16 protein-coding genes are annotated in these 18,548 nt (G+C 72.9%); 9 read left to right on the top strand and 7 right to left on the bottom strand.

Annotated features, from left to right (window positions below; translation table 11 throughout):
• Nucleotides 1-86: 86 nt before the first annotated feature.
• A complete protein-coding gene (locus AB0D01_RS06790; RefSeq protein ID WP_363053961.1) occupies nucleotides 87-1,508 on the bottom strand; it encodes a hypothetical protein in 1,422 nt (473 codons plus the stop codon).
• Between the two features lie 561 nt (nucleotides 1,509-2,069).
• Here AB0D01_RS06790 and AB0D01_RS06795 point away from each other — a divergent pair.
• On the top strand, nucleotides 2,070-2,825 hold the full coding sequence (locus tag AB0D01_RS06795) for a glyoxalase (RefSeq protein ID WP_363053962.1): 756 nt from the start codon (nucleotides 2,070-2,072) through the stop codon (nucleotides 2,823-2,825).
• Between the two features lie 134 nt (nucleotides 2,826-2,959).
• Here the strand turns inward: AB0D01_RS06795 and AB0D01_RS06800 are convergent, their stop codons facing one another.
• Nucleotides 2,960-3,337, bottom strand: a complete 378-nt coding sequence (locus AB0D01_RS06800) for a DUF2809 domain-containing protein (RefSeq protein ID WP_363054035.1) — start codon at nucleotides 3,335-3,337, stop codon at nucleotides 2,960-2,962.
• Between the two features lie 277 nt (nucleotides 3,338-3,614).
• Between AB0D01_RS06800 and AB0D01_RS06805 the strand changes: the two genes are divergently transcribed.
• A complete protein-coding gene (locus AB0D01_RS06805) occupies nucleotides 3,615-4,523 on the top strand; it encodes a LysR family transcriptional regulator (protein ID WP_363053963.1) in 909 nt (302 codons plus the stop codon).
• 150 nt (nucleotides 4,524-4,673) lie between these two features.
• Here AB0D01_RS06805 and AB0D01_RS06810 read toward each other — a convergent pair whose 3' ends face one another.
• Entirely contained in the window at nucleotides 4,674-5,564 is an 891-nt protein-coding gene (locus AB0D01_RS06810) for a methyltransferase (RefSeq protein WP_363053964.1), read from the bottom strand.
• Nucleotides 5,561-8,140, bottom strand: coding sequence for an alpha-hydroxy-acid oxidizing protein (locus tag AB0D01_RS06815; protein WP_363053965.1), 2,580 nt, complete (start codon nucleotides 8,138-8,140; stop codon nucleotides 5,561-5,563). Before AB0D01_RS06815 ends, AB0D01_RS06810 begins: the two co-directional genes overlap by 4 nt.
• A gap of 531 nt (nucleotides 8,141-8,671) precedes the next feature.
• On the opposite strand from AB0D01_RS06815, the gene AB0D01_RS06820 reads away from it, so the two are divergent.
• The 3 genes from AB0D01_RS06820 to AB0D01_RS06830 all read left to right on the top strand — a co-directional run bounded on the left by AB0D01_RS06820 (nucleotide 8,672) and on the right by AB0D01_RS06830 (nucleotide 13,017).
• The gene (locus tag AB0D01_RS06820) at nucleotides 8,672-10,588 is read left to right on the top strand and encodes an SMI1/KNR4 family protein (RefSeq protein WP_363053966.1); all 1,917 of its coding nucleotides are present in this window, start codon (nucleotides 8,672-8,674) and stop codon (nucleotides 10,586-10,588) included.
• Between the two features lie 126 nt (nucleotides 10,589-10,714).
• The gene (locus AB0D01_RS06825) at nucleotides 10,715-11,188 is read left to right on the top strand and encodes a hypothetical protein (protein ID WP_363053968.1); all 474 of its coding nucleotides are present in this window, start codon (nucleotides 10,715-10,717) and stop codon (nucleotides 11,186-11,188) included.
• Complete coding sequence (locus AB0D01_RS06830; protein WP_363053969.1) at nucleotides 11,185-13,017, top strand: CHAT domain-containing protein; 1,833 nt, start codon at nucleotides 11,185-11,187, stop codon at nucleotides 13,015-13,017. Before AB0D01_RS06825 ends, AB0D01_RS06830 begins: the two co-directional genes overlap by 4 nt.
• 104 nt (nucleotides 13,018-13,121) lie before the next feature.
• Here the strand turns inward: AB0D01_RS06830 and AB0D01_RS06835 are convergent, their stop codons facing one another.
• Together AB0D01_RS06835 and AB0D01_RS06840 are read right to left on the bottom strand one after the other, a co-directional pair.
• A complete protein-coding gene (locus AB0D01_RS06835) occupies nucleotides 13,122-13,976 on the bottom strand; it encodes an ABC transporter permease (protein ID WP_363053970.1) in 855 nt (284 codons plus the stop codon).
• The gene (locus AB0D01_RS06840) at nucleotides 13,973-14,881 is read right to left on the bottom strand and encodes an ABC transporter ATP-binding protein (protein ID WP_363053971.1); all 909 of its coding nucleotides are present in this window, start codon (nucleotides 14,879-14,881) and stop codon (nucleotides 13,973-13,975) included. The genes AB0D01_RS06835 and AB0D01_RS06840 overlap by 4 nt, the downstream gene beginning before the upstream one ends.
• Nucleotides 14,882-15,014: 133 nt before the next feature.
• Between AB0D01_RS06840 and AB0D01_RS06845 the strand changes: the two genes are divergently transcribed.
• The 4 genes from AB0D01_RS06845 to AB0D01_RS06860 all read left to right on the top strand — a co-directional run bounded on the left by AB0D01_RS06845 (nucleotide 15,015) and on the right by AB0D01_RS06860 (nucleotide 17,945).
• On the top strand, nucleotides 15,015-16,310 hold the full coding sequence (locus AB0D01_RS06845; protein WP_363053972.1) for a sensor histidine kinase: 1,296 nt from the start codon (nucleotides 15,015-15,017) through the stop codon (nucleotides 16,308-16,310).
• Complete coding sequence (locus AB0D01_RS06850) at nucleotides 16,307-16,999, top strand: response regulator transcription factor (protein WP_363053973.1); 693 nt, start codon at nucleotides 16,307-16,309, stop codon at nucleotides 16,997-16,999. Before AB0D01_RS06845 ends, AB0D01_RS06850 begins: the two co-directional genes overlap by 4 nt.
• A gap of 188 nt (nucleotides 17,000-17,187) precedes the next feature.
• Nucleotides 17,188-17,742, top strand: coding sequence for a hypothetical protein (locus AB0D01_RS06855; RefSeq protein ID WP_363053974.1), 555 nt, complete (start codon nucleotides 17,188-17,190; stop codon nucleotides 17,740-17,742).
• Nucleotides 17,743-17,759: 17 nt separating this feature from the next.
• Nucleotides 17,760-17,945, top strand: a complete 186-nt coding sequence (locus AB0D01_RS06860; RefSeq protein WP_363053975.1) for a hypothetical protein — start codon at nucleotides 17,760-17,762, stop codon at nucleotides 17,943-17,945.
• Nucleotides 17,946-18,097: 152 nt separating this feature from the next.
• Here AB0D01_RS06860 and AB0D01_RS06865 read toward each other — a convergent pair whose 3' ends face one another.
• Nucleotides 18,098-18,376: a hypothetical protein gene (locus tag AB0D01_RS06865; protein ID WP_363053976.1), complete on the bottom strand. Its 279-nt coding sequence runs from the start codon at nucleotides 18,374-18,376 to the stop codon at nucleotides 18,098-18,100.
• Nucleotides 18,377-18,548: the final 172 nt, after the last annotated feature.

The following is an 18,548-nucleotide window of genomic DNA, read 5'->3' on the forward strand; positions in this document are numbered from 1 at the left end:
GGAAAGCGGGGGAGACGGCCCTGGACGATCTCGCGCCTGCCTCTGTCGGACGCTGCGCGCCGTGTGGCCGGACGGGGACGGGGCGGTCAGGGGCGGGCGGCGGCCTGCTTCCGGTTCATCTCGTCCTCGACCTCGTCAACGCAATCGTCGTCGTAGCCGTGGTCGTCGTGGCCGGGCTTGCCGTGGCCGGGCTTGTCGCCGTGGTGGTGGCCGGGCTTGCCGTGGCCGGGCTTGTCGCAGTCCTTCTCCTCGGCCTTCACCTTGATGGTGACGGTGCAGGAGCGGGAGGTGGTGCAGGTGCCGCCCGGTGCCGTGGGCACGGCGGTGTTGGTCAGGACGCGGTCGCCGGTGTCGGGGGCGTTGACCCGTACCTGGTAGGTGATGGTCGCGGTGGCGCCGGGAGCGAGGGTGCCGGTCCAGTCCAGGGTTTCGCCGGTGACGGTCGCGGTGCCGGTGGTGGCGTTGACCGAGCCCGGGACGAGGGTGGCGTCGTCGAGGACGTCGCCGAGGTCGTCGGTGAAGTTGCCGGCGGCGGCGGTGGGGCCGGTGTTCTTGACCGTGATGGTGTAGCTGATCGTGTCGCCCTCTTCGGCCTTCTTCGCCGGCGTCGCCTTCTTGGTGATCGTGTAGGCCGGGGTGACGCAGGTGCCGGAGTCCTGGGTGGAGGTGGCCCCGTAGAAGCCGCTGCCGGTCGCCTTGACGGTCGTGACCGGCAGGGCCGCGGTGGAGGCGGTGGTGGGAAGGCTGTTGATCTGGTTGATGTCGCCGTTGGAGGCGAACGCGTACACCGTGCCGGCGGACTTGGCGGCGCCGAAGGTCTGGGGGACCGTGCCGATCTGGAGGACGGTGTTGTCGGGGCGGATCCGGAACACGGGGGAGGGGCTCGTGGTGTCCGGGGTGCCGAAGGCGAGGACGTCGCCGTCGTCCAGGGTGATGAAGTCGCCCGCGGAGACGATCCCGGCGGGGAAGGAGGCCGGGAGCAGCGTGGAGACGCCGGTGGCGGGGTCGATCAGGAAGACCTGGCTGCTGTTGAAGGAGCCCGCGATCAGCATGCCGTCCGCACGGGCGGTCAGACCGTTGACGGCGGTCACCGGGCCGACCGCGGCCAGCGGTCCGGTGATGGCCACGCTCGCAGTCTCCGCGCCGGTGACGGGGTTGATCGTGTAGAGCGTGGCCGAGCCGGCGGCTCCGGGGAAGTCGACCCCGTACAGGGTCGACCCGTTCGGGCTGAAGGCGATGTCGCCGTAGTCGCGGACCAGCGGGGCCGTGCTGAGGGTGTTGCCCGCGTCGTCGTACTGGATGAGGTTGCGGGTGGCTCCACCGGTGTTCGCCCACAACGGTGTGGGCGGGCAGACCGCACGCGCCTTGGAGGCGGCGGTTCCGGTGTGGGCCGAGGCCGCACTCCCGCCGGCCTGCGCGAGCCCCGCGGGACCCGCGGCGGCCAGGACCAGGCCGATCGCCGCGCTCGTCAGCGCCCGTCCAAGGACGGGACGGCGGTGGTTCACCATGGACTCTCCTCGCTTCTTCCGGCTCCCTGTCGGGAGCGCGGATCGCGCCTGGCCGCCGGCCGGGAGGCCGCCGCGGCCGTCCGGCCCATCGGACCCGGTCCGGACGCACGCGAGGGTGCCCGCTCGGCCCGTCGCCTTGACATCTGACGGGCGAAAGCCCGTCTTCTGGCTCATCCCCACCACCCGTACAGCCCGCCCGCGACCCCGTGCAGGGGCTGGGGCACGGGGTGGCAGGTACGGACGGGCAGGGGAGGGGTGTCAGCCACGGCAGGAGAACGGCTCGCGTGCGTACGGGGCGCGGCCGCTGACCGGGGCGCTCGGCTCCCACCCGCCCCTTCGCGGGCCGCCGCTGCCTTCAGCGAAGCCGTCGGCGCGCCGGGCATCGCCGACGCCTTCGACGCCGAGTACGGCTGCCTTCCGTCGCCCACGGCCACGCGCCGGGCGGCCTGGACCACTATCGAGAAAGGCAGGAATGCCATAGGCGCCGGGCTCGGTTCTGGTGCAGTCTCGGTGTCCTGGGCAGGTCCGGAACCGGGAGAGACGGCAAGGGTGGGGGACGCGATGGTGCAGGCGAACGAGACGACGGTGCCGGTGATGCCGTGCGTGTCGGTTGAGGAGACGCTGGAGTTCTACCAGGCGCTCGGGTTCGAGGTCAGCTACCAGCAGACCCGGCCCTACGTCTACCTGGCGTTGGAATGGTCCGGCTTCGTCCTGCACTTCGGGCCGCCGCCGAAGAACATCGACCCGAGTCAGGAGGAGGTCGGCTGCCTGGTCATGGTCGACGAGGTCGCCGCGTACCACGCCGAGTTCACCCGCGCCTTGCGGGCCGCCTACGGGAAGGTCCTGGTCAAGGGCAGGCCGCGCATCACCCGGTTCCGGCCTGGAGCGCGCCGGTTCACCCTCGTCGACCCGTCCGGCAACTCGATCATCTTCATCCAGCGGGACGAGCCCGCCGAGCTGGAGTACGGCGGCTCGAAGAGCCTCACGGGTCTGGCGAAGGTCCTCGACAACGCCCGTGTCTTCAGCGATTTCAAGAACGACGACCGCGCAGCCCTGCGTGTTCTCACCACAGGTTTGCGCAAGTACGGGGACACCGCACCCCTTCTGGACGTGGCCCGTACCCTCGCCACCCTGATCGAACTCGCCACCGCCCTGGAGGACACCGACTGCGTCGACGACTGGCGCAGCCGACTGACCGCCCTCGACCTCACCGACACCGAACGCCGTCAGGTCACCGAGGAACTCAGCGACGCCGACGCGCTCCACCTGTGGCGAACCGGGACGGCCCCCGAGTCAGGAGGGGCGCACACGTCCTGACAACCGGGACCGAACGGCGACGTCGTCAAGACGGCCGATGGCCGCCGCCCGGTCGGCGGCCAGGGCTCGGAGGAGGCCGTGCCTGCCGGTCCACGGCGCCTACGGCGGCGCGGGCGCGAGCCGGTCCTCGGCGGCTACGTCCGGTGTCGCGCCCGGATCCGGAGGAGGCCCGTGTGCGCGGCCCAGGCCGACGCGGCGCCCACCACGTACCAGAACAGGTCGGGGGCGTTGAAGGTGGAGCCGAGGGCGAGGCGGGCGAGGGTGCTGCGCCGGGAGAGCTCGGCCGGGACGGCGGTGAGTTGGAGGAACTCGACCGCCCAGCTCAGGGCGAGGGCGCAGGTGGCGGCCTTCGTCGGTGTCGCCCTCGGTGCGACGAGGACGACGAGGGCGGCGAGCAGGACGGTGTACAGCGCGTCCCCGCCGTACTTGGCGAGATCTCCCGCCGCCACGGCCCTGAGTGCCAACGCCGCGCCGACGGTCGCCACCGCCCCCGCGGCCGCGACGAGACGGATCCGACCGGTGCCGGTGGCGGTGAGCGCCGTGGGGAAGCTGCGGTCGGCCCCTCTCGGGGGTGCGGAAGCCACGGTGTGCCGGTCCTCCGATGTCGGTCGTGCCAGGTGCGCGTGTGAGTGGTCGGCACCCGTCCGGCAACCCGCGAGAGGATCCGGATCCGGTCGCGGGTCGCCGGACAGGTTGCCGCCTGGGCCCACCGGTGATCCTGCCGCCTCGTCACGAGCCCAGTCAATCCTGGGGTTTCCTTGACGACCCCCGAGCATTAGCTTGGGTGTCGTGACGTTGGACGATCTACGGGTGTTCGTGGCCGTGTGCCGGGTGGGGAGCCTGAGCGGCGTGGCGCGGGAGTCGGGATGCACCCAGTCGGCGGTGAGCCAGCACGTGAAGCGGCTGGAGCGCGAGACCGGCGTGAGCCTGCTGGAGCGCCGACCGCGCGGGACGGTCCCGACCGCGGCCGGGCGGATCCTCTACGAGGCCGTCTCCGACGGGATCAACGGCCTGGACCGCGCCCTGCGCCGCATCGGCGAACTGGCCGACGGCGAAGCCGGATCCGTACGGGTCGGCACCGGTGGCGCCACCGTACGGCACTTCATGGCCGAGGCCATCGTCGGATTCCGACGCAGCCACCCCCGGCTGAGCCTGGAATTCCGCACGGAGACCTCCAGCCGTCGCTGCTTCGACGCGCTCCTGGCGAGCACCCTGGACCTGGCGTGGATCACCATCGGCGCACCGGTGCCCGGCATCGAGCAGCGACCCGTGGTCGACCTGCCCTGGGTGCTCGCGGTCCGCGCGGACGACCCGCTCGCGGACCGGTCGGCCATCGACGTCGCCGAACTCACGGACATGCGCCTGGTACGACTGCCCCCGAACTCCATCTCGGGCGCCCGCCTGGACGCCGCCTTCACCGAGTTGGGCGTCCGGGTGGGCTCGGACACCAGCGTCGCGGACTGGGACACCGCCCTGCTCCTCACCGAACTCGGCCTCGGACACACCGTCGTCCCCGCCGTACCGGGCCTGCGCTCCGCCGGTACCGCTCCGCTGCGCCTCGTACCGGTGCCCGCCCTGCCGCCGCTCCCGGTGGGCTGGGCGGTACGCCGCTGGGACGCCCTCACCCCGCTCGCCCGCGCCTTCGCCGACACGGTCGCCGCGACCTGCTCCGAGCGGCCCGAAGCCCAGCCGCGTTGACGACGCGCCGGCTCGGGTCGGCGGGCGCCACGCCCCCGGCCCTCGCGCCGAGCTTGCCGGCGGGTGCGCGCGCCGGACCCGCGCCACGATGAGGCGGAAGCCCGCTTCGAAGCAGGCCCCTCGGTTCCGGCTCGGCCGGGGGACGGTGCCTCAGGCTGCGTGGGTGTCGTCTCGGGGTTTGGTGGCGGTGACGGTGACGGTGGCCATGCCGATGTCGACCAGGCCCGGGCGGGAGAGGGCCTCGACGACCGACGGGGCGTCGGCGGGCGCGATGCCGGGCAGCGCGGCGATGTCGTCGGCGAGGTGCTGGACGGTCAGGCTCCAGAACCGGCCCATCGGGGTGTCGTGGGCCACGGTGGGCACTGCGGTGTGCAGCGTGATGCCGGTGAGACCGTGGGCGGCGGCTGTCCGGGGCAGGCCGGGCCCCCAATGGGTGCAGTCGGTGCCGAGCCGGTTCGCCAGGACGCGCAGTGCGCCCAGTGACACGCGGCGGTAGCGGGCGTCGACCGCGGCCTCCAGAGAGAACAGCGCGGGTTCCTCGATCACCAGCCGACCCCCGGGCGCCAGCCACCGCACGATGCGGGCGAACACGGCGTCCCGGTCGGGCAGGTGGTGGAGCAGGTAGCGGGCGTGGATCAGGTCGTAGTGGGCCTCGGGGAGTTCGTCTCGGGTCACGTCGTGTCGCAGCACTGTCAGACGTTCGTGCCGTGTGCGGGAGAGGAAGCGGCCGTCGAGGTCGGTGGCGGTGACGTGGGCCGTGGGGAGGCCGTCGAGCAGGTGCCGGGTCAGGGTGCCGGCTCCGGCGGCGAGTTCGAGGACCTGGCGGACGGGGCGACGGGTGCCGGTCGCGGGGTTCAGGAGGGCGCGCCGGGAGTGCGGGTCGAGGACGTCGGCGAGGGCGAGGAGCCGGGTGTGTTCGTCCGCGCCGCCTTGCCCGAAGATCCGCTCTCCGTAGCGTTCCGACCCTTCGCCCGGTGCGGGTGCGGGGGCGGACGAGCGGTCGGGGGCGGGCCGGTCGGCGGCACTGAGGGATGCGGTCATCGGATGCTCCGGAGGGCGGGGAACGCGGGTACGGGGAACGCGGTTACGGGTGTCAGGTCGGAGGCGGAGAGCCCGGCCGGGTCGTGGTGGCCGGTCAGGGTGAGGGCGCCGGTGAACTCGGTCTCCAGACAGCGCAGGACGTGCTCGACGCCGGCCTGGCCGCCGATGGCCAGGCCGTAGAGCCAGGGGCGGCCGATCATGGCGGCACTCGCACCGAGCGCCAGGGCGATCAGGACGTCCGTGCCGGTACGGACGCCGGAGTCGAAGAGGACGGGAAGGCCGGCGGCGGCCTCGGCCACGGCCGGCAGGCAGTCGAGAGCGGCGGGACCGGCGTCGAGTTGGCGTCCGCCGTGGTTGGAGACGATCAGCGCGTCGGCTCCCGCGTCCCGCAACCGCTTCGCCTCGTCCGCCCGGCACACGCCTTTGACGGCCAGCGGCAGGTCGGTCCAGGAGCGCAGCAGTTCCAGATCCGCCGGGTCGAGCGAGGGGCGGGTGTAGTGGCGGTTCCAGGCCGTGGCCGCGGCCCGTACCGCTGCGGGGCCGAGCTGCCCGGGCAGGGCGGCGGCGGGCAGACCGGCGAGCTCGCGGAAGCGTGGGTCCGAGAGGTAGTTGCCGAGGCCGTGGCCCCTGCCGAAGGGGAAGAATCCGGAGTCCAGTTCGCGGGTCCGCCAGCCGGCCACGTGGCAGTCGCCCTGGAGGACGACTGCCGTGTACCCGGCCTTCCTCGCGCGGTCGAGGAGGGAGCGGGCGAGTCTCTCGTCGTCGGGCCAGGCGAACTGGAACCAGCGGCGGCCTTCCGGAGCGGCCTCGGCCACTTCCTCCAACGGCGTGGAGGTGGCGGAGGAGAGGACCTGTACGACGCCCGCCTCGGCCGCGGCCCGCGCGGCTGCCTTCTCGGCCTCGGGGTGAGCCAGTTCGGCCACTCCCGCCGGGGCGAGCATGACCGGGAAGGACATGGGCGTGCCCAGAACCGTGCACGACGGGTCGGCGGGTCGGCCGTCGCGCAGGATCCGGTAGGTCAGGCTCCACCGGGCGAACGCCTCCTCGTTCGCGGCGACCGTGCGTTCCCGTCCGGCGCCGCCCGCGATGTAGTCGAACGCGTGGCGCGGGAGCACATCCCGCGCGGCGTGCGCCAGCCCTTGCGCGGTGAACGGGAATCGGCTGCCACCCTCGGCGAAGACGCGGCTCTGGTAGCCGCTCGTGTAGGTCGTCGAGGGCTCCTCGGAGCCGGCCGGGCGGCCGTGAGCCCGCCGGCCGACGGCTGCGGAGGTCGGTCGGTAGATCGTCGTCGGCCTCGCGTGTGACTGCGGGTCGGCGGGCCGGACGCCCGCCTGTTCGCACAGGGCGCCGACACGGGCGGCCGCCTGCGGGGTGACCGGCCCCCTGACGGCGGCCGTGTGTTCACCGCTGAGCGCGAGGACCGCGGCCTCGGCCTCGCAGCCCCAGAGGTCGTGCGGGTGCAGGAGCCCCACCCCCGGCCCGTAGCTGTATCCGTCGCGCCGACTGAGGGGCCCCGGGCCGGCGGTGCCCGTGCCGATGGGCCAGAGGAGTCGGCCGCCGCGCTTCTCCCACGCTTCACGGTCGACGCAACCGGGCTGGCTGTCGTCGATGAGGACGTGCCCGGTGAGATCCATACCTGGGGCCAGGGCGTCTACGTCGAGCCGCTCGGTGATGGCACTGACGACCAGCCGGCACCGGCGGACGACGTCGCCGGGGTCCGCGGTGACGTCGGTGCGCCGCTCGGCTCCGGCCGCCTCGACCAGACGGCGCACCCGCCCGAGCCGGGTAGGTCGGTCGCAGGCGAGGAACGCGCTGTCGGGGAACTCTGCCAGCAGCGTCACCAGGGTCGAGGAGCCGATGGAGCCGGCCGCGCCGATCACACCGATCCGTAGGGGGGACCCGGGCGCGTCCAGGGTGTCGGCGGTGCGGCGCGCCAAGAGGCGGATGAGATGGACGGTGCCGCCGTGACCGGTGGTGACGATCGGGGCGTCCGGACCCGGGGGGACGGCTTCGCGGCCGAAGCGCGTCAGGGCCGGCAGCGTGGCCCCGAGCCCGACCACGCGTGCGCCGAGGCGGTCGTGGGCGAAGGAAACCGTCTCGCGGACGATCCCGGAGATCCGGGCGGCGGCCGCATCGGGACCGAGGTCGGTGACCAGGTCGGCGGTCACCGGCGTCTGCAGGACCAGGCCGCGGTGGCCGGCGTGTTCGCCGTAGGAGGCCATCACCAGCGGGGGGAGGGCGGCGATCAGGTGCTGGGCGGTGGTGGCCGAGACCCCGTAGCGGCTGTCGAGCAGGGGCAGCAGGTGCCGGATCTCGGGCCCGCGCGAAGGGTCGTCGCGGCTGATGAGGCTGGGGACGACGAAGACTCGGTCGGCGGGCAGGTCGGGGGCATCGCGCCCCTCGTACAGGGCGAAGGCCCGCTCGACGGTGTCCAGGCTGCGCCGGGCGGCCGGGCCCGGATCGTCGAGGTCGTCCGCCGAGTCGGCCCGCCGGACGCTCTCGTCGAGCAGGCGCAGCGCGAGGTCACGGTCGGGCCGGGTGCGGGGTGGACTCGCGGACTGGGGTGCCAGAGGCATGACTGTGGTCCTCGGGGTTGGCGGGTCCTCGGATGGAGGAGCGCGCACGGAGCGGTGCGCTCGGGAGCGCGCACCGGCGCGCGGCCCTCGGAGAAGTGCAACGAGGTTGTTGATCATGAGCAACTGCCCCTTCTGTCACATGTGACCCAGAAGTGCCTTTGAAATGTGGATAAATAGCTGCAAAAGCTGGATTTTGTCGCACTGGGAACATTCATGCCATCCATCACTCCTGTTCCGGGAGGTGGTGCCGTGCCGGCAGGCGATCCGAAGCCCGCGATCGCAGGGCCGGGCCACGAGGTCGCCGTCGGCACCGAGCTGCGGGCGGACCCTCGGTGAACCACTCCTCCAGGACGTCGAGGTCCAGCCGAACACGGTCGGCACGCCGCGTCGCTCGGGCGGCGAGCCCTGCTCGGCCGTGCGCCGAGCCGGGCTCCGCTCGTGCTGATGGGCGGCCGTGTGGAGTCCTGTAGGGGTGAGTGACGTCGCCCGCGGCACGCCTCGCTGTCGGTGCCCGCTGCGAGGATCGTCGGCATGGAGATCAAAGACGTCGACTGGCGGAACTTCCTGTCCCGGTGGAGCGAGGAGTGGGCGGACGCCCACGGGCACGTCGACGAGCTGGGCCCCGACGACGTCGCCTCGCGGCAGGGCAGATGGCTCGGCGCGGACCCGGCCGCCGAGGCCGACATCGCCGCGATGGAGAGCCGGCTCGGCCGCGCGATGCCGCCCTCCTACCGGGAGTTCCTGCGGGTCAGTGACGGCTGGCGGCACGCCGGCGCCTTCGTCGTGAGACTGGCCGGCACCCGCGAGGCGCACTGGCACGACGATGCCATGGGCCTCGGCGAGGGCTTCGACGCATTCTGGGGCGAGGAGGAGAACTCCGAGGAGACGCGGGCGCAGGTGGGCCTGTGGTCCCGGGCGCTGCAACTGGACGTCGAGTCGGACGCCACCTTCGTACTGCTCGACCCGCAGGACGTGGGGCCGGACGGCGAATGGGCGGTGCGGGTGTGGGCTTCCTGGCGGGCCGCGGATCCCGAGCGGTATCCGTCGTTCGCGGCTTTCATGATCGCCATGCACCAGGAGTTCCACACGCTCGCGCCGGAACGGAGCGGGGAGGACGGCCCGGCGTTCGAGAACGACACGACCCGGGCCCAGGACGCCGCCGTGGCCAGGGCCAGGACCGAGGCACTGTCGGGCCGACACGAGGAGGCGACCGCCCGGCTGGCGGAAGCACGGAAGTACGGCCGGCCGTACGCGCACGAACTCCTGCACCAGATCGCGCAGCTGGACGGCACGCGCGGGTACGGGGTCGAGGCGCCGCACCCCGACAACCCCCGCTTCATCGGCGAACAGCTCCCCCTGAAGGCCGCCGACCTGCTCGACAGCGGCCGGCCCCCGGAGGACTGGCACTACTCCGACCCCGCCCTCTTCCCCGACACCGCGCGGGCAGCGGCCGACATCCAGCGCTCGGTACGCGAGGGGACCTACCGCTACCGGCCCGGCGGAGCGTTCGGCGAAGGCGTCCACGAGGCCCGCGAGCAGGCCCGGTGGGGCGACACCGATGCCGCCTGGCAGGTCCTGCGTGCCGCGATCCCGTCGTGGGAGCCGCTCGGCCCGGGCCACATCGCGCCGGTGGGACTGCTCGCGGACCCCCTACTCGCCCCGGTGCTCACCTCCGAGCGGCGCCTGGAACTCCTGCGGACCCCGCGCGGCGGCGAGAGGGGCCCGGCCCCGGCCCCCGCCGGCGACCGGAACCCCGAAGGCCTGTCCTGGCTCGTCCGGCCCGGCGCGCTGCGCCCCCGGCAGACCTCGGTCACCGACTACCGGATGATCCTCCTCGAAGGCGTGGCCCCGGACGGGATACCCGCGCTGCTCGGCTCATCGCCCGGCACGCGGCTCTCGCCGCCCCTGCGCCAGTGGGACGTCACCCGGCACCACCGATCCGGCCGACGGGTCTTATCGGGCTACGAGGACAAGGCACTGCTCAGCGTCGGCCGGGCCGGGCCGGACTGGAGCTTCGCCCTCGAACAGGACCCCTCCGCCAGGTTCGACCCGGCCCGCTTCGTCTCTCCGGCGTCGGCCGCCTCGGCCGACGGCGGCCGGGCGATCGTGATCTGGCACGAGCGGCGCGGAGGCACCCCGGTCTTCCACGTGTCGGCCGCCGAGGGCGGCACGCCGCGCTACGCGTTCACCGTGCGGGGCGCAACCCTCGAAGCCACCACCGGCTCCGTTCCCCCCGAACTGGCCCCCCACTCCCTCGGGTTCGACGCCCCTGACACGGACGGCCAGGCCGCGGCGGCAGCCCAGGCCCTGGACGCCGTCGCTCGGCTCCACGGTGTCACCGTGCCCCGCCTCGCCCTCACCGAAGGCCGGCTGCACACCTTCGAATCGCTCTCCTGGAGCCGCCCACCCGGCCCCGGAGAGACGTACGCGACGATCGGCATCCGCTGACCCCGCTCACCCGCAGCGGCGCACCCGCACTCCGACCTCACGCTCGCCCGGCCGGACCGGGGGCGCCCGTCACCGTTCGGTCCGAAGGCCCTACCCGCGAGGTGATGGGGTCGCTAGCCTCAACGCATGGACGACTTCATGTTCGTGGATGTCCCTTCGGAGTTGGGTGAGTTACTGAAGGAGGCCGATTTCGGCGAGGTCGAGTCGGACACCCGGTCCGGGGACCAGTGGCTCGATGTGGCCCGGGCGGTCCTGTCCGTCGGCGTCGAGGGACTCGACGTGTCCGCGGGCGCGGTGGGCATCTACCTCGCCCGCGAGCAGATCGCGGACTTCGGCCGCCGCACCGCCGCCTGGTTCGGCTTCCGGGTCGCCTCCGGTCGCGCCTCCGGCTCCGGGCCCGAGACCGCGACGGCTGAGGGCGCCTCGCTCGTCCTCACGGTCACGGCGGGTGCGGAGGATCCCGTCCGGATCGAGATCCGGTCGACCCCGGGCCCTGACGGTACCCCCGTGCTGGATTCGGCGGCACTCGTCGACGGTCTCGTCACCGCGATCGACGCGACGCGTCCGGCACCGGGCACCCCTTCAGAGACGGCCGGATGACGGGCTTCGCCGCCCACCTGCGGGCGGCGAGGTACGCGAAGGTGGCCAAGGAGCTCCGAGCCCTGCAGGTCCGGCGCGAACAGCACGGCACGGCCGCCGCCGCGGACGACGCCTGGAGGCTGATGCGCCGCTGCACGGACAAGCTGGGACGGGGCGAAGACGAGTACGCGCCCATGGTCCTCGACACCGCGCGGGTCTCGTTCGGCATGCACGCCGAGCTGGGACGCTGGTTCACGGCCGCCACCAGCAGCCTGTGGTACAGCGTGGCGGTCCGGACCCTGCAATCGGAGTTCAGCACGCGGGAAGCGACCTTCCCCGACGAGTTGTACGCCGACATGCAGATGATGGCGGAAATGGCGGTGGACGTCGCCCATCGGGCGGGAACGCCCTTGGTGGGCTACCTCGTGGCGGAAGCCCTGATCGGCCTGCGGATGGGCGGCCGCGCCTCGGCCCGAGAGATGGCCGACGCCCTCGCGGCACCTGACGCCGCCGATCGGTTGCGCGAGTTCCGACAGCATTCCCGCGAGCTCCGCCGGCGGGCGACGAGCAAGCCTGCGGATCCGGGCATCGACAGCGTGGCGACCCTGACGACGGTGGTCGAGGGCATCGTGGCCGAGGACCTCGAAGAGGCGCTCGAACGGCTGGAGCGCGGATACCTGATCGCCGGATCCAGTTCGGCGTGCGCGGTTCTCGCCGCGGTGAAGACCGGGCGGTCAGTCGTCTACCTGGCACCGGGGGCGGTGGCCGGTGCGGCGATCCGCCTCAACGCGCCCGGGACGGGACGCGCGCTGTGCGAGAGCACGGAACTGCCCGGCTTTCGCACGGACGCGGTCCGCAACCAGCTGGAGACGCTGTGGACGAAACTGGGCGTGCCGGCCCGGGGGATCCGCGACCGCGCCGTCCGAGCGGCGCACGCGATGGTGGGCGACACGGTGTGGAAGCCGCTCCTCGCGGCCTGGCCGGACCTCATGGGGTCCGAAGTGGCATTGGTTCCGTTGGGTGAGAGCGCACGGTTGCCCCTGTGGACCGCGCCGGTGGACGACAGCGGTGTTCCGGCCTGCGGGCTGATGGACCTCACCGTGGCCCCCTCCGGCAACGCCCTGATGCTCGCGAGTGCCTGGCCCCGCCCCGTGAGGGAGGCGCTGGTGGTGGCCGACCCCTGGTACGACGGCCCCACCGGGTTCGGCGCGATGCCCTTCACCGTGCCGGAGGCTCGCAGGGTGGCCGCCGCGTACGGCGTCGAGCCGCTGATCGTAAGCCGGGAGGCGGGCGCCACGGTCGAGGAGCGGCCGGCCGGACAGCCGGGTGGAGTGAGCCCCGCGGCCGCGTCGGCGGAGGGACCGGCGGAGGGACTGGCGGGCGGGGCCGAACCGGCGGGCGCGGCCGAACCGGTGGAGCCGGCCACCCTGATGGCTTCGGCGAGCGTCATCCACCTCATCGGCCACGGTGTGCTCGAACCGATCCGCCCGCTCGACTCCGCCGTTCTGCTGGGCCGACCCATTCCCCTTTCCGACCTCCTGCGCCACGACCTGCGGCGAGGATCGACGGTCGTCCTGTCGGCCTGCCACCTGGGCGGGATCGGCACGCACCTGCCCGGTGAGCAGCTCGGCTTTCCCGCCGCGCTGCTCGCCATGGGCGCGAGCACGGTGGTCGCGGGGCTCTGGGCCGTCCCCGACTCCGAGGAAGCGGTCGCACTGATGGGCGACTTCCACGAGGAACTCGTACGAGGTACCACCCCGGCCCAGGCCTTCGGCCGCGCCGTGGCGCGGGCGGCCGCCGACGGCGCACGTCCGACGCTCTGGGGAGCGTTCACGCACTTCGGAGCCTGAGCCCGCCGGACGGCGGGGCAGCCGAGCAAGAACGGCCCGGCTTTCCCTACGCCCCACCGCCCGGCCCCGGGGTCGGGCGGTGGGACCGTGCCGGGGTGCTCCCCTCACTGGTCGCGCCGGTGTGCGCTGGTGATCGCGAGAGCGGCCGCGGCGAGGGCCCAGAGGGCGTACGCGGTCCAGGCTCCGCCGGTCGTCCACGGGAACTCGGTCCGGGGTGCGCCGACCTCCACGAGACGGGACCAGGCCTGGAAGAGCGTCGCGTGCCCGGCCACCGCCGACCAGTGGCGCCCGTCGGTGAAGGCGAGGGGCAGCACGAGGAGGAGCACCACGGCCCCGACCATGGTGGCCGACGTGTGCCTGATCAGGGAGCCGATGGCCATGCCGGTGAGCGCGGCGACGGGTGCGAGGAGGGCGGAGGCCGTGACGACGCGCCAGGCCCCGGGGTGGCCGATCGACACGCCCGCGCCCCGTTCGTCGAGGATCGCCTGCGTGAGCCCGAACGAGGCCCCGGCGACGAGCGCGCCGAAGACGGTGGCGACGGCCGCGACGACGGCGGTCTTGGCCGCCATCACCGAGCGGCGGGCCGGGACGGCCGCGAACGTCGTGCGGATGGTGCCCGTGCTGTACTCGGCGGTGATCGCGACGGCGCCGATGGCGGCCAGGGCGAGCATCATGACCATGGCCGCGTTCGCCGTGAACGCCTCCTGGAGCGGGATGCCGGCCCGGACGAAGTCGGCCCGGTCGGCCGCGCCGCGCGCCGGCCAGTAGGTGTAGGTGTCGTAGGCGGTGCCGACGTTGAAGGCGATGACGGCCAGTGCGGTGGCCCCGTACGCGATCCAGGTCGAGCGCAGCGAGCGGAGTTTGATCCATTCGGCGGCCAGGAGGTCGTGGAAGCGCGCGCGGGGGTCGGCGGAAGGGGACACGGCGGATGCGACCGCGTAGGTCGGGGGCGTGGTCATGAGGGGTCTCCTGCGAGGTATTGCACGCTGTCGGCGGTGAGTTCCATGAACGCCTCTTCCAGGGAGGCGGACCGGGCGTTGAGGTGATGCAGGGGGAGGCGGTGCTCCATGGCGATCTCGCCGACGCGGACGGCGGTCATGCCGGTCACGGCGAGTGCGTCGCCCGTCGTCTGTACGGTCGCGCCCTCGGCGGTGAGCAGCTTCGCGAGGGCGCTCGCCGCGGGGGTGCCCACGGTGACGCTCTGTCGGGTGCCGCGGGCGGAGAACTCCGCGAGGCCCTCCGCCGCGATGAGTTCGCCGCGGCCGATGACGATCAGGCGGTCGGCGGTGTGCTCCATCTCCGACATGAGGTGGCTGGAGACGAATACGGTGCGGCCCTCGTCGGCGAGCCGCCTGAACAGGTCGCGCACCCACTTCACGCCCTCGGGGTCGAGGCCGTTGAGCGGCTCGTCGAAGAGCAGGACCGGGGGGTCGCCGAGCAGGGCGGAGGCGATGCCGAGCCGCTGCTTCATGCCGAGCGAGAACCCGCTGACGCGTCGCCGGGCGACGTCGGCGAGACCGACCTCCCGCAGGACCTCGTCCACCCGGGAGCTCGGGATGCGGTTGCTGCGGGCCAGGGCGCACAGTTGCGCCCGGGCGCTGCGGCCGCCGTGGACGTCGTGGGCGTCGAGCAGGGCGCCGACGTGGCGCAGGCCCCGGGGACGATCGCGGAACGCACGGCCGCCGACGCGGACGCTGCCGCCGGTGGGCTCGTGCAGGCCGAGGATCATCCGTAGCGTGGTGCTCTTGCCCGCGCCGTTGGGTCCGAGGAACCCGGTCACCTGGCCGGGTCGCACGGTGAAGGTCAGGTCCTTGACGGCGGTCGTGCCGCCGTATCGCTTCGTGAGCTCGTTGACTTCGATCACGAGGACAACGGTGCCGGGGGAGACCCCCTCCCGTCGTCGGACCGTGGCCGGCAAAAACGGGGCCCGGGTGTCGACCCGGGTTGTACGTCCGGGGGTCGATGGCCCCCGGACGGCGCCCGGTTACGATCGCCGGATGTCAGCCTCCGTGTCCCTGCCGCTGCTCAAGCGCATACCGCCGGGCCTGTGGACGGCGCTGGCGTGGTGCGCGACGTCGGTGCAGCCCATCGTCGAGTACGTCGTGATGCCGCCCGGCCCGACCCACTCCCTCAACTTCCCCCGCGACGGGCTCGATTCGCTCGCCTCCCGGCTCCTGCTGGTGCTCGCCTTCGTCCTCGTCCTGGCCGGCAGTGCGCTGCTGCGGCGCGCCGGCCCGTCGGCGTACGCGCTGGTGATCGCCGGTGTGGTCGCCTCGACGGTGGCCTGGCGTCAGGACGAGATCCCGCCGTTGCAGTTCCTGACGGTGGACGTGGCCCTCTGCCACATGGCGGCCGTACGGCCGCGCCGGGACTCGCTCACCGCGGGGGCGGGTGCGCTCGCCGTGCTCACCTGCTACTTCGTGTTGCGGCTGGTCACCGGAGAGGACTCGGGGGTCGCGCCCGAGCCCTTCCTGGCCCTGACCGTGGTCATCGCCTGGCTCATCGGCAATTCCGTGCACCAGGCCCGCGCGCACACGGAGGAGTTGTACGCGCGGGCCGCCGAACAGGCCGTCATCGCCGAACGGCTGCGCATCGCGCGCGAGATGCACGACACGGTCGCGCACAGCATCGGCATCATCGCCCTGCAGGCGGGCGCGGCGGCCCGGGTCGTCGAGACCCAGCCGGACAGGGCGCGGGAGGCCATGGTCGCCGTGGAGAAGGCGGGGCGCGAGACGCTGTCCGGGCTGCGGCGGATGCTCGGCGCCCTGCGTCAGGCCGACGAGGACCGGGCCGAGGTGGACCGGGCCGACCGGGATCGGGAGCACGACCGCGACCCGGCCTCGGGTTCGGCGGGGCGCACGTCGGAGTCCCTGCGTCCGGCCGCCGGTCTGGCGGACGTGGAGCGGCTGGCGGAGACGGCCACGGCCGCCGGCGTACGCGTGGAGGTGCGCCGGGAGGGCGTGCAACGCCCGTTGCCCGCCGACGTCGACCTCGCGGCGCTGCGGATCGTCCAGGAGTCGGTGACCAACGCCGTACGGCACTCGGGGGCCGATTCCTGCCTCGTACAGATCGCGTACGGCGCGGACGAACTCACCGTCGAGGTCTCGGACCGGGGCAGCGGTGGCCCGGATGTCGGGCACGCCGGGTTCGGGCTGATCGGCATGCGCGAGCGGGCCGCCCTGCTGCACGGCGACTTCACGGCCGGGCCCCGCCCCGGGGGCGGCTTCCGGGTGGCGGTCCGTCTGCCGATACCGGCGACGACCGAGACAGAAGAGAAAGGGAGAGCCCGATGACCATCCGCGTCATACTCACCGACGACCAGCCCCTGGTCCGCACCGCCCTCCAGATGGTCATCACCGACACGGCGGACATCGAGGTGGTGGGCGAGGCCGGGGACGGGGCGGAAGCGGTCCGGCTGACGGCGGAACTCGCCCCCGACGTGATCGTGATGGACCTCCGGATGCCCGGCATGGACGGCATCGAGGCCACCCGGCTGATCACGGAGCGGACGGGCGGCCTCGACGCCGGTTCGGATTCCGGCTCCCCGTCCACGCGGGTCCTCGTCCTGACGACCTTCGACGACGACGACTACGTCTACGGGGCGTTGCACGCCGGCGCGTCCGGGTTCCTCGTCAAGGACATGGCCCTGGACGACATCCTCGCCGCGATCCGGATCGTCGCCGCCGGGGACGCCCTGATCGCACCGGCCGTCACCCGCCGCCTGATCAAGGAGTTCACCGCCCGCCCCTCGGCCGCGCCGGCCCGACGCGCGGAGCTCGACGCCATCACCGCCCGGGAACGCGAGGTGCTGACCCTCGTCGGCAGGGGCCTGTCCAACACGGAGATCGCGGCCGAGCTCGACATCACCGTCGCCACCGCCAAGACCTACCTGACCCGCCTGCTGGCCAAGCTCGGCGCCCGCGACCGGGTACAGCTCGTGATCCTGGCCTACGAGGCGGGCCTGGTGGCCACGTCCCGATGAGCGGCCCCGTGGACGGGGCCGTCCGTCCGGCGGGGAGGCGGCGACCTGGACGTACGTCCCTGGCCGTCAGGGGCTTTCGGCGGCATGTGCGGGACTTTCGTCCATGGGGTTCCCTTCGCCCCCATGATCAACTTCAGGTGACTGATCAACAGATGCGTGCGTTCGTACGCTTTGATGGGGGAATCCACATGAACTTCGGTATCACCACATCCGGTCGCACGTTCCGGACCGCCTGTGCCACCGTCCTGGCCACCTCGCTGCTCGTGGCCGTCGCACCGGTCGCGTCGGCCGCCGGCGGTTCCGCCGCCGCGGCCGGGCCGGCGAACGTCGCCGAGGTGGTGAACGTCGACGGAGGCGGCGCCTACCTGGACCTGGGCTCCGCCGGCTACACCTACGAGGAGGCCGTCGAGGCCTTCAAGGACTCCGACGTCGTCACCGTCGTCCGGGGCGACCTGCCCCGAGAGAACGGCGAGGCCCCCTCCCGCGTGGCCCGCGGCGTGTCCCTGGGCTGGTACGTCTACGTCAAGCTGAGCAAGTCCCAGGCCAAGGCCGTCAACGCCGGTTCGGCCGCGACCGCCGCCGGGCTCATCGGGGTCATCACCGGCGGCATCGGCGCCGCGGTCGCGGCCGGCGTGTACGCGTACGTCGTCTCCCTCGGCAACGAGGGCATCGACCGGTGCAAGAACGGCGTGGAGATGAAGTTCACCTACACCGGCAAGGGTGCCGGGGCGAAGTGCTACTGACGAGGGGGGAACCCGCCGTGCGCCGTCCCACCGGACTCTCGACCGGGCTCGTCGTCGGCCTGTTCGTCCTCTTCGGGGTGCTCCTGTGCACCACGTGGAGGTCGAGCGGGGAGGGTCTGACGCAGACGCTGGCGGTCTACCTCGCGGTGGCCGTCCCCGGCTGCCTGCTGGTGCTGTGGCTCATGCGCCGCGGTCGGCGGTAGCGGCGGGCCCCGGGCATCGGGACCACCGGCCGTCCCCGGTGGTCCCGATCCCGCGCGCACGTCGCGGCGTTCGACTCCCGCCCCGGCCCAGGGGCACCGGCCGCGTGAGGCTGCCTCGAACCACGGGACACCGGCAGCGAGCAGGCGCTGAACTACGGCTCTTCATGCGCGACTTCCCACTGCCGCTTGAACTCCGCCCACCGAGGCAGGGTGGACGGCAACTCGCCGGCCTTGGCCCTACGGGTTTCGAACTCCCCGGCAATGTGGCGACGCTGAATTTCGGTGAGAGCCTCATTCCTGATCGATTTCAAGTGCGCGGGAGACTCGCACTCTCTCTCGTCGATGACGAAGGCCGCGATCATGAAGCCGTCCTCGGTCCTCAAGCGAAAGGTCGAGATCATCACGAACTCCGGTCGTCTCCCATCGGTCACGGGTGCCTCCTGCGGGTCTCTTCCTGATGTCCTGATGTCCTGTGGTAGCCGATTCTGCGTCGAAGGACATCGGGGGGCCATCTCCTGGTTCCCGGCCGGGATCACCGGCTTGATCAGCGCCCATTGCCCGTTGCGCACAGGGCTCGGGGGCCAGGTCGAGAACGGGGAAGTG

It is taken from the genome of Streptomyces sp. NPDC048606 (assembly GCF_040650855.1).
In the GTDB taxonomy this organism is placed as follows: domain Bacteria; phylum Actinomycetota; class Actinomycetes; order Streptomycetales; family Streptomycetaceae; genus Streptomyces.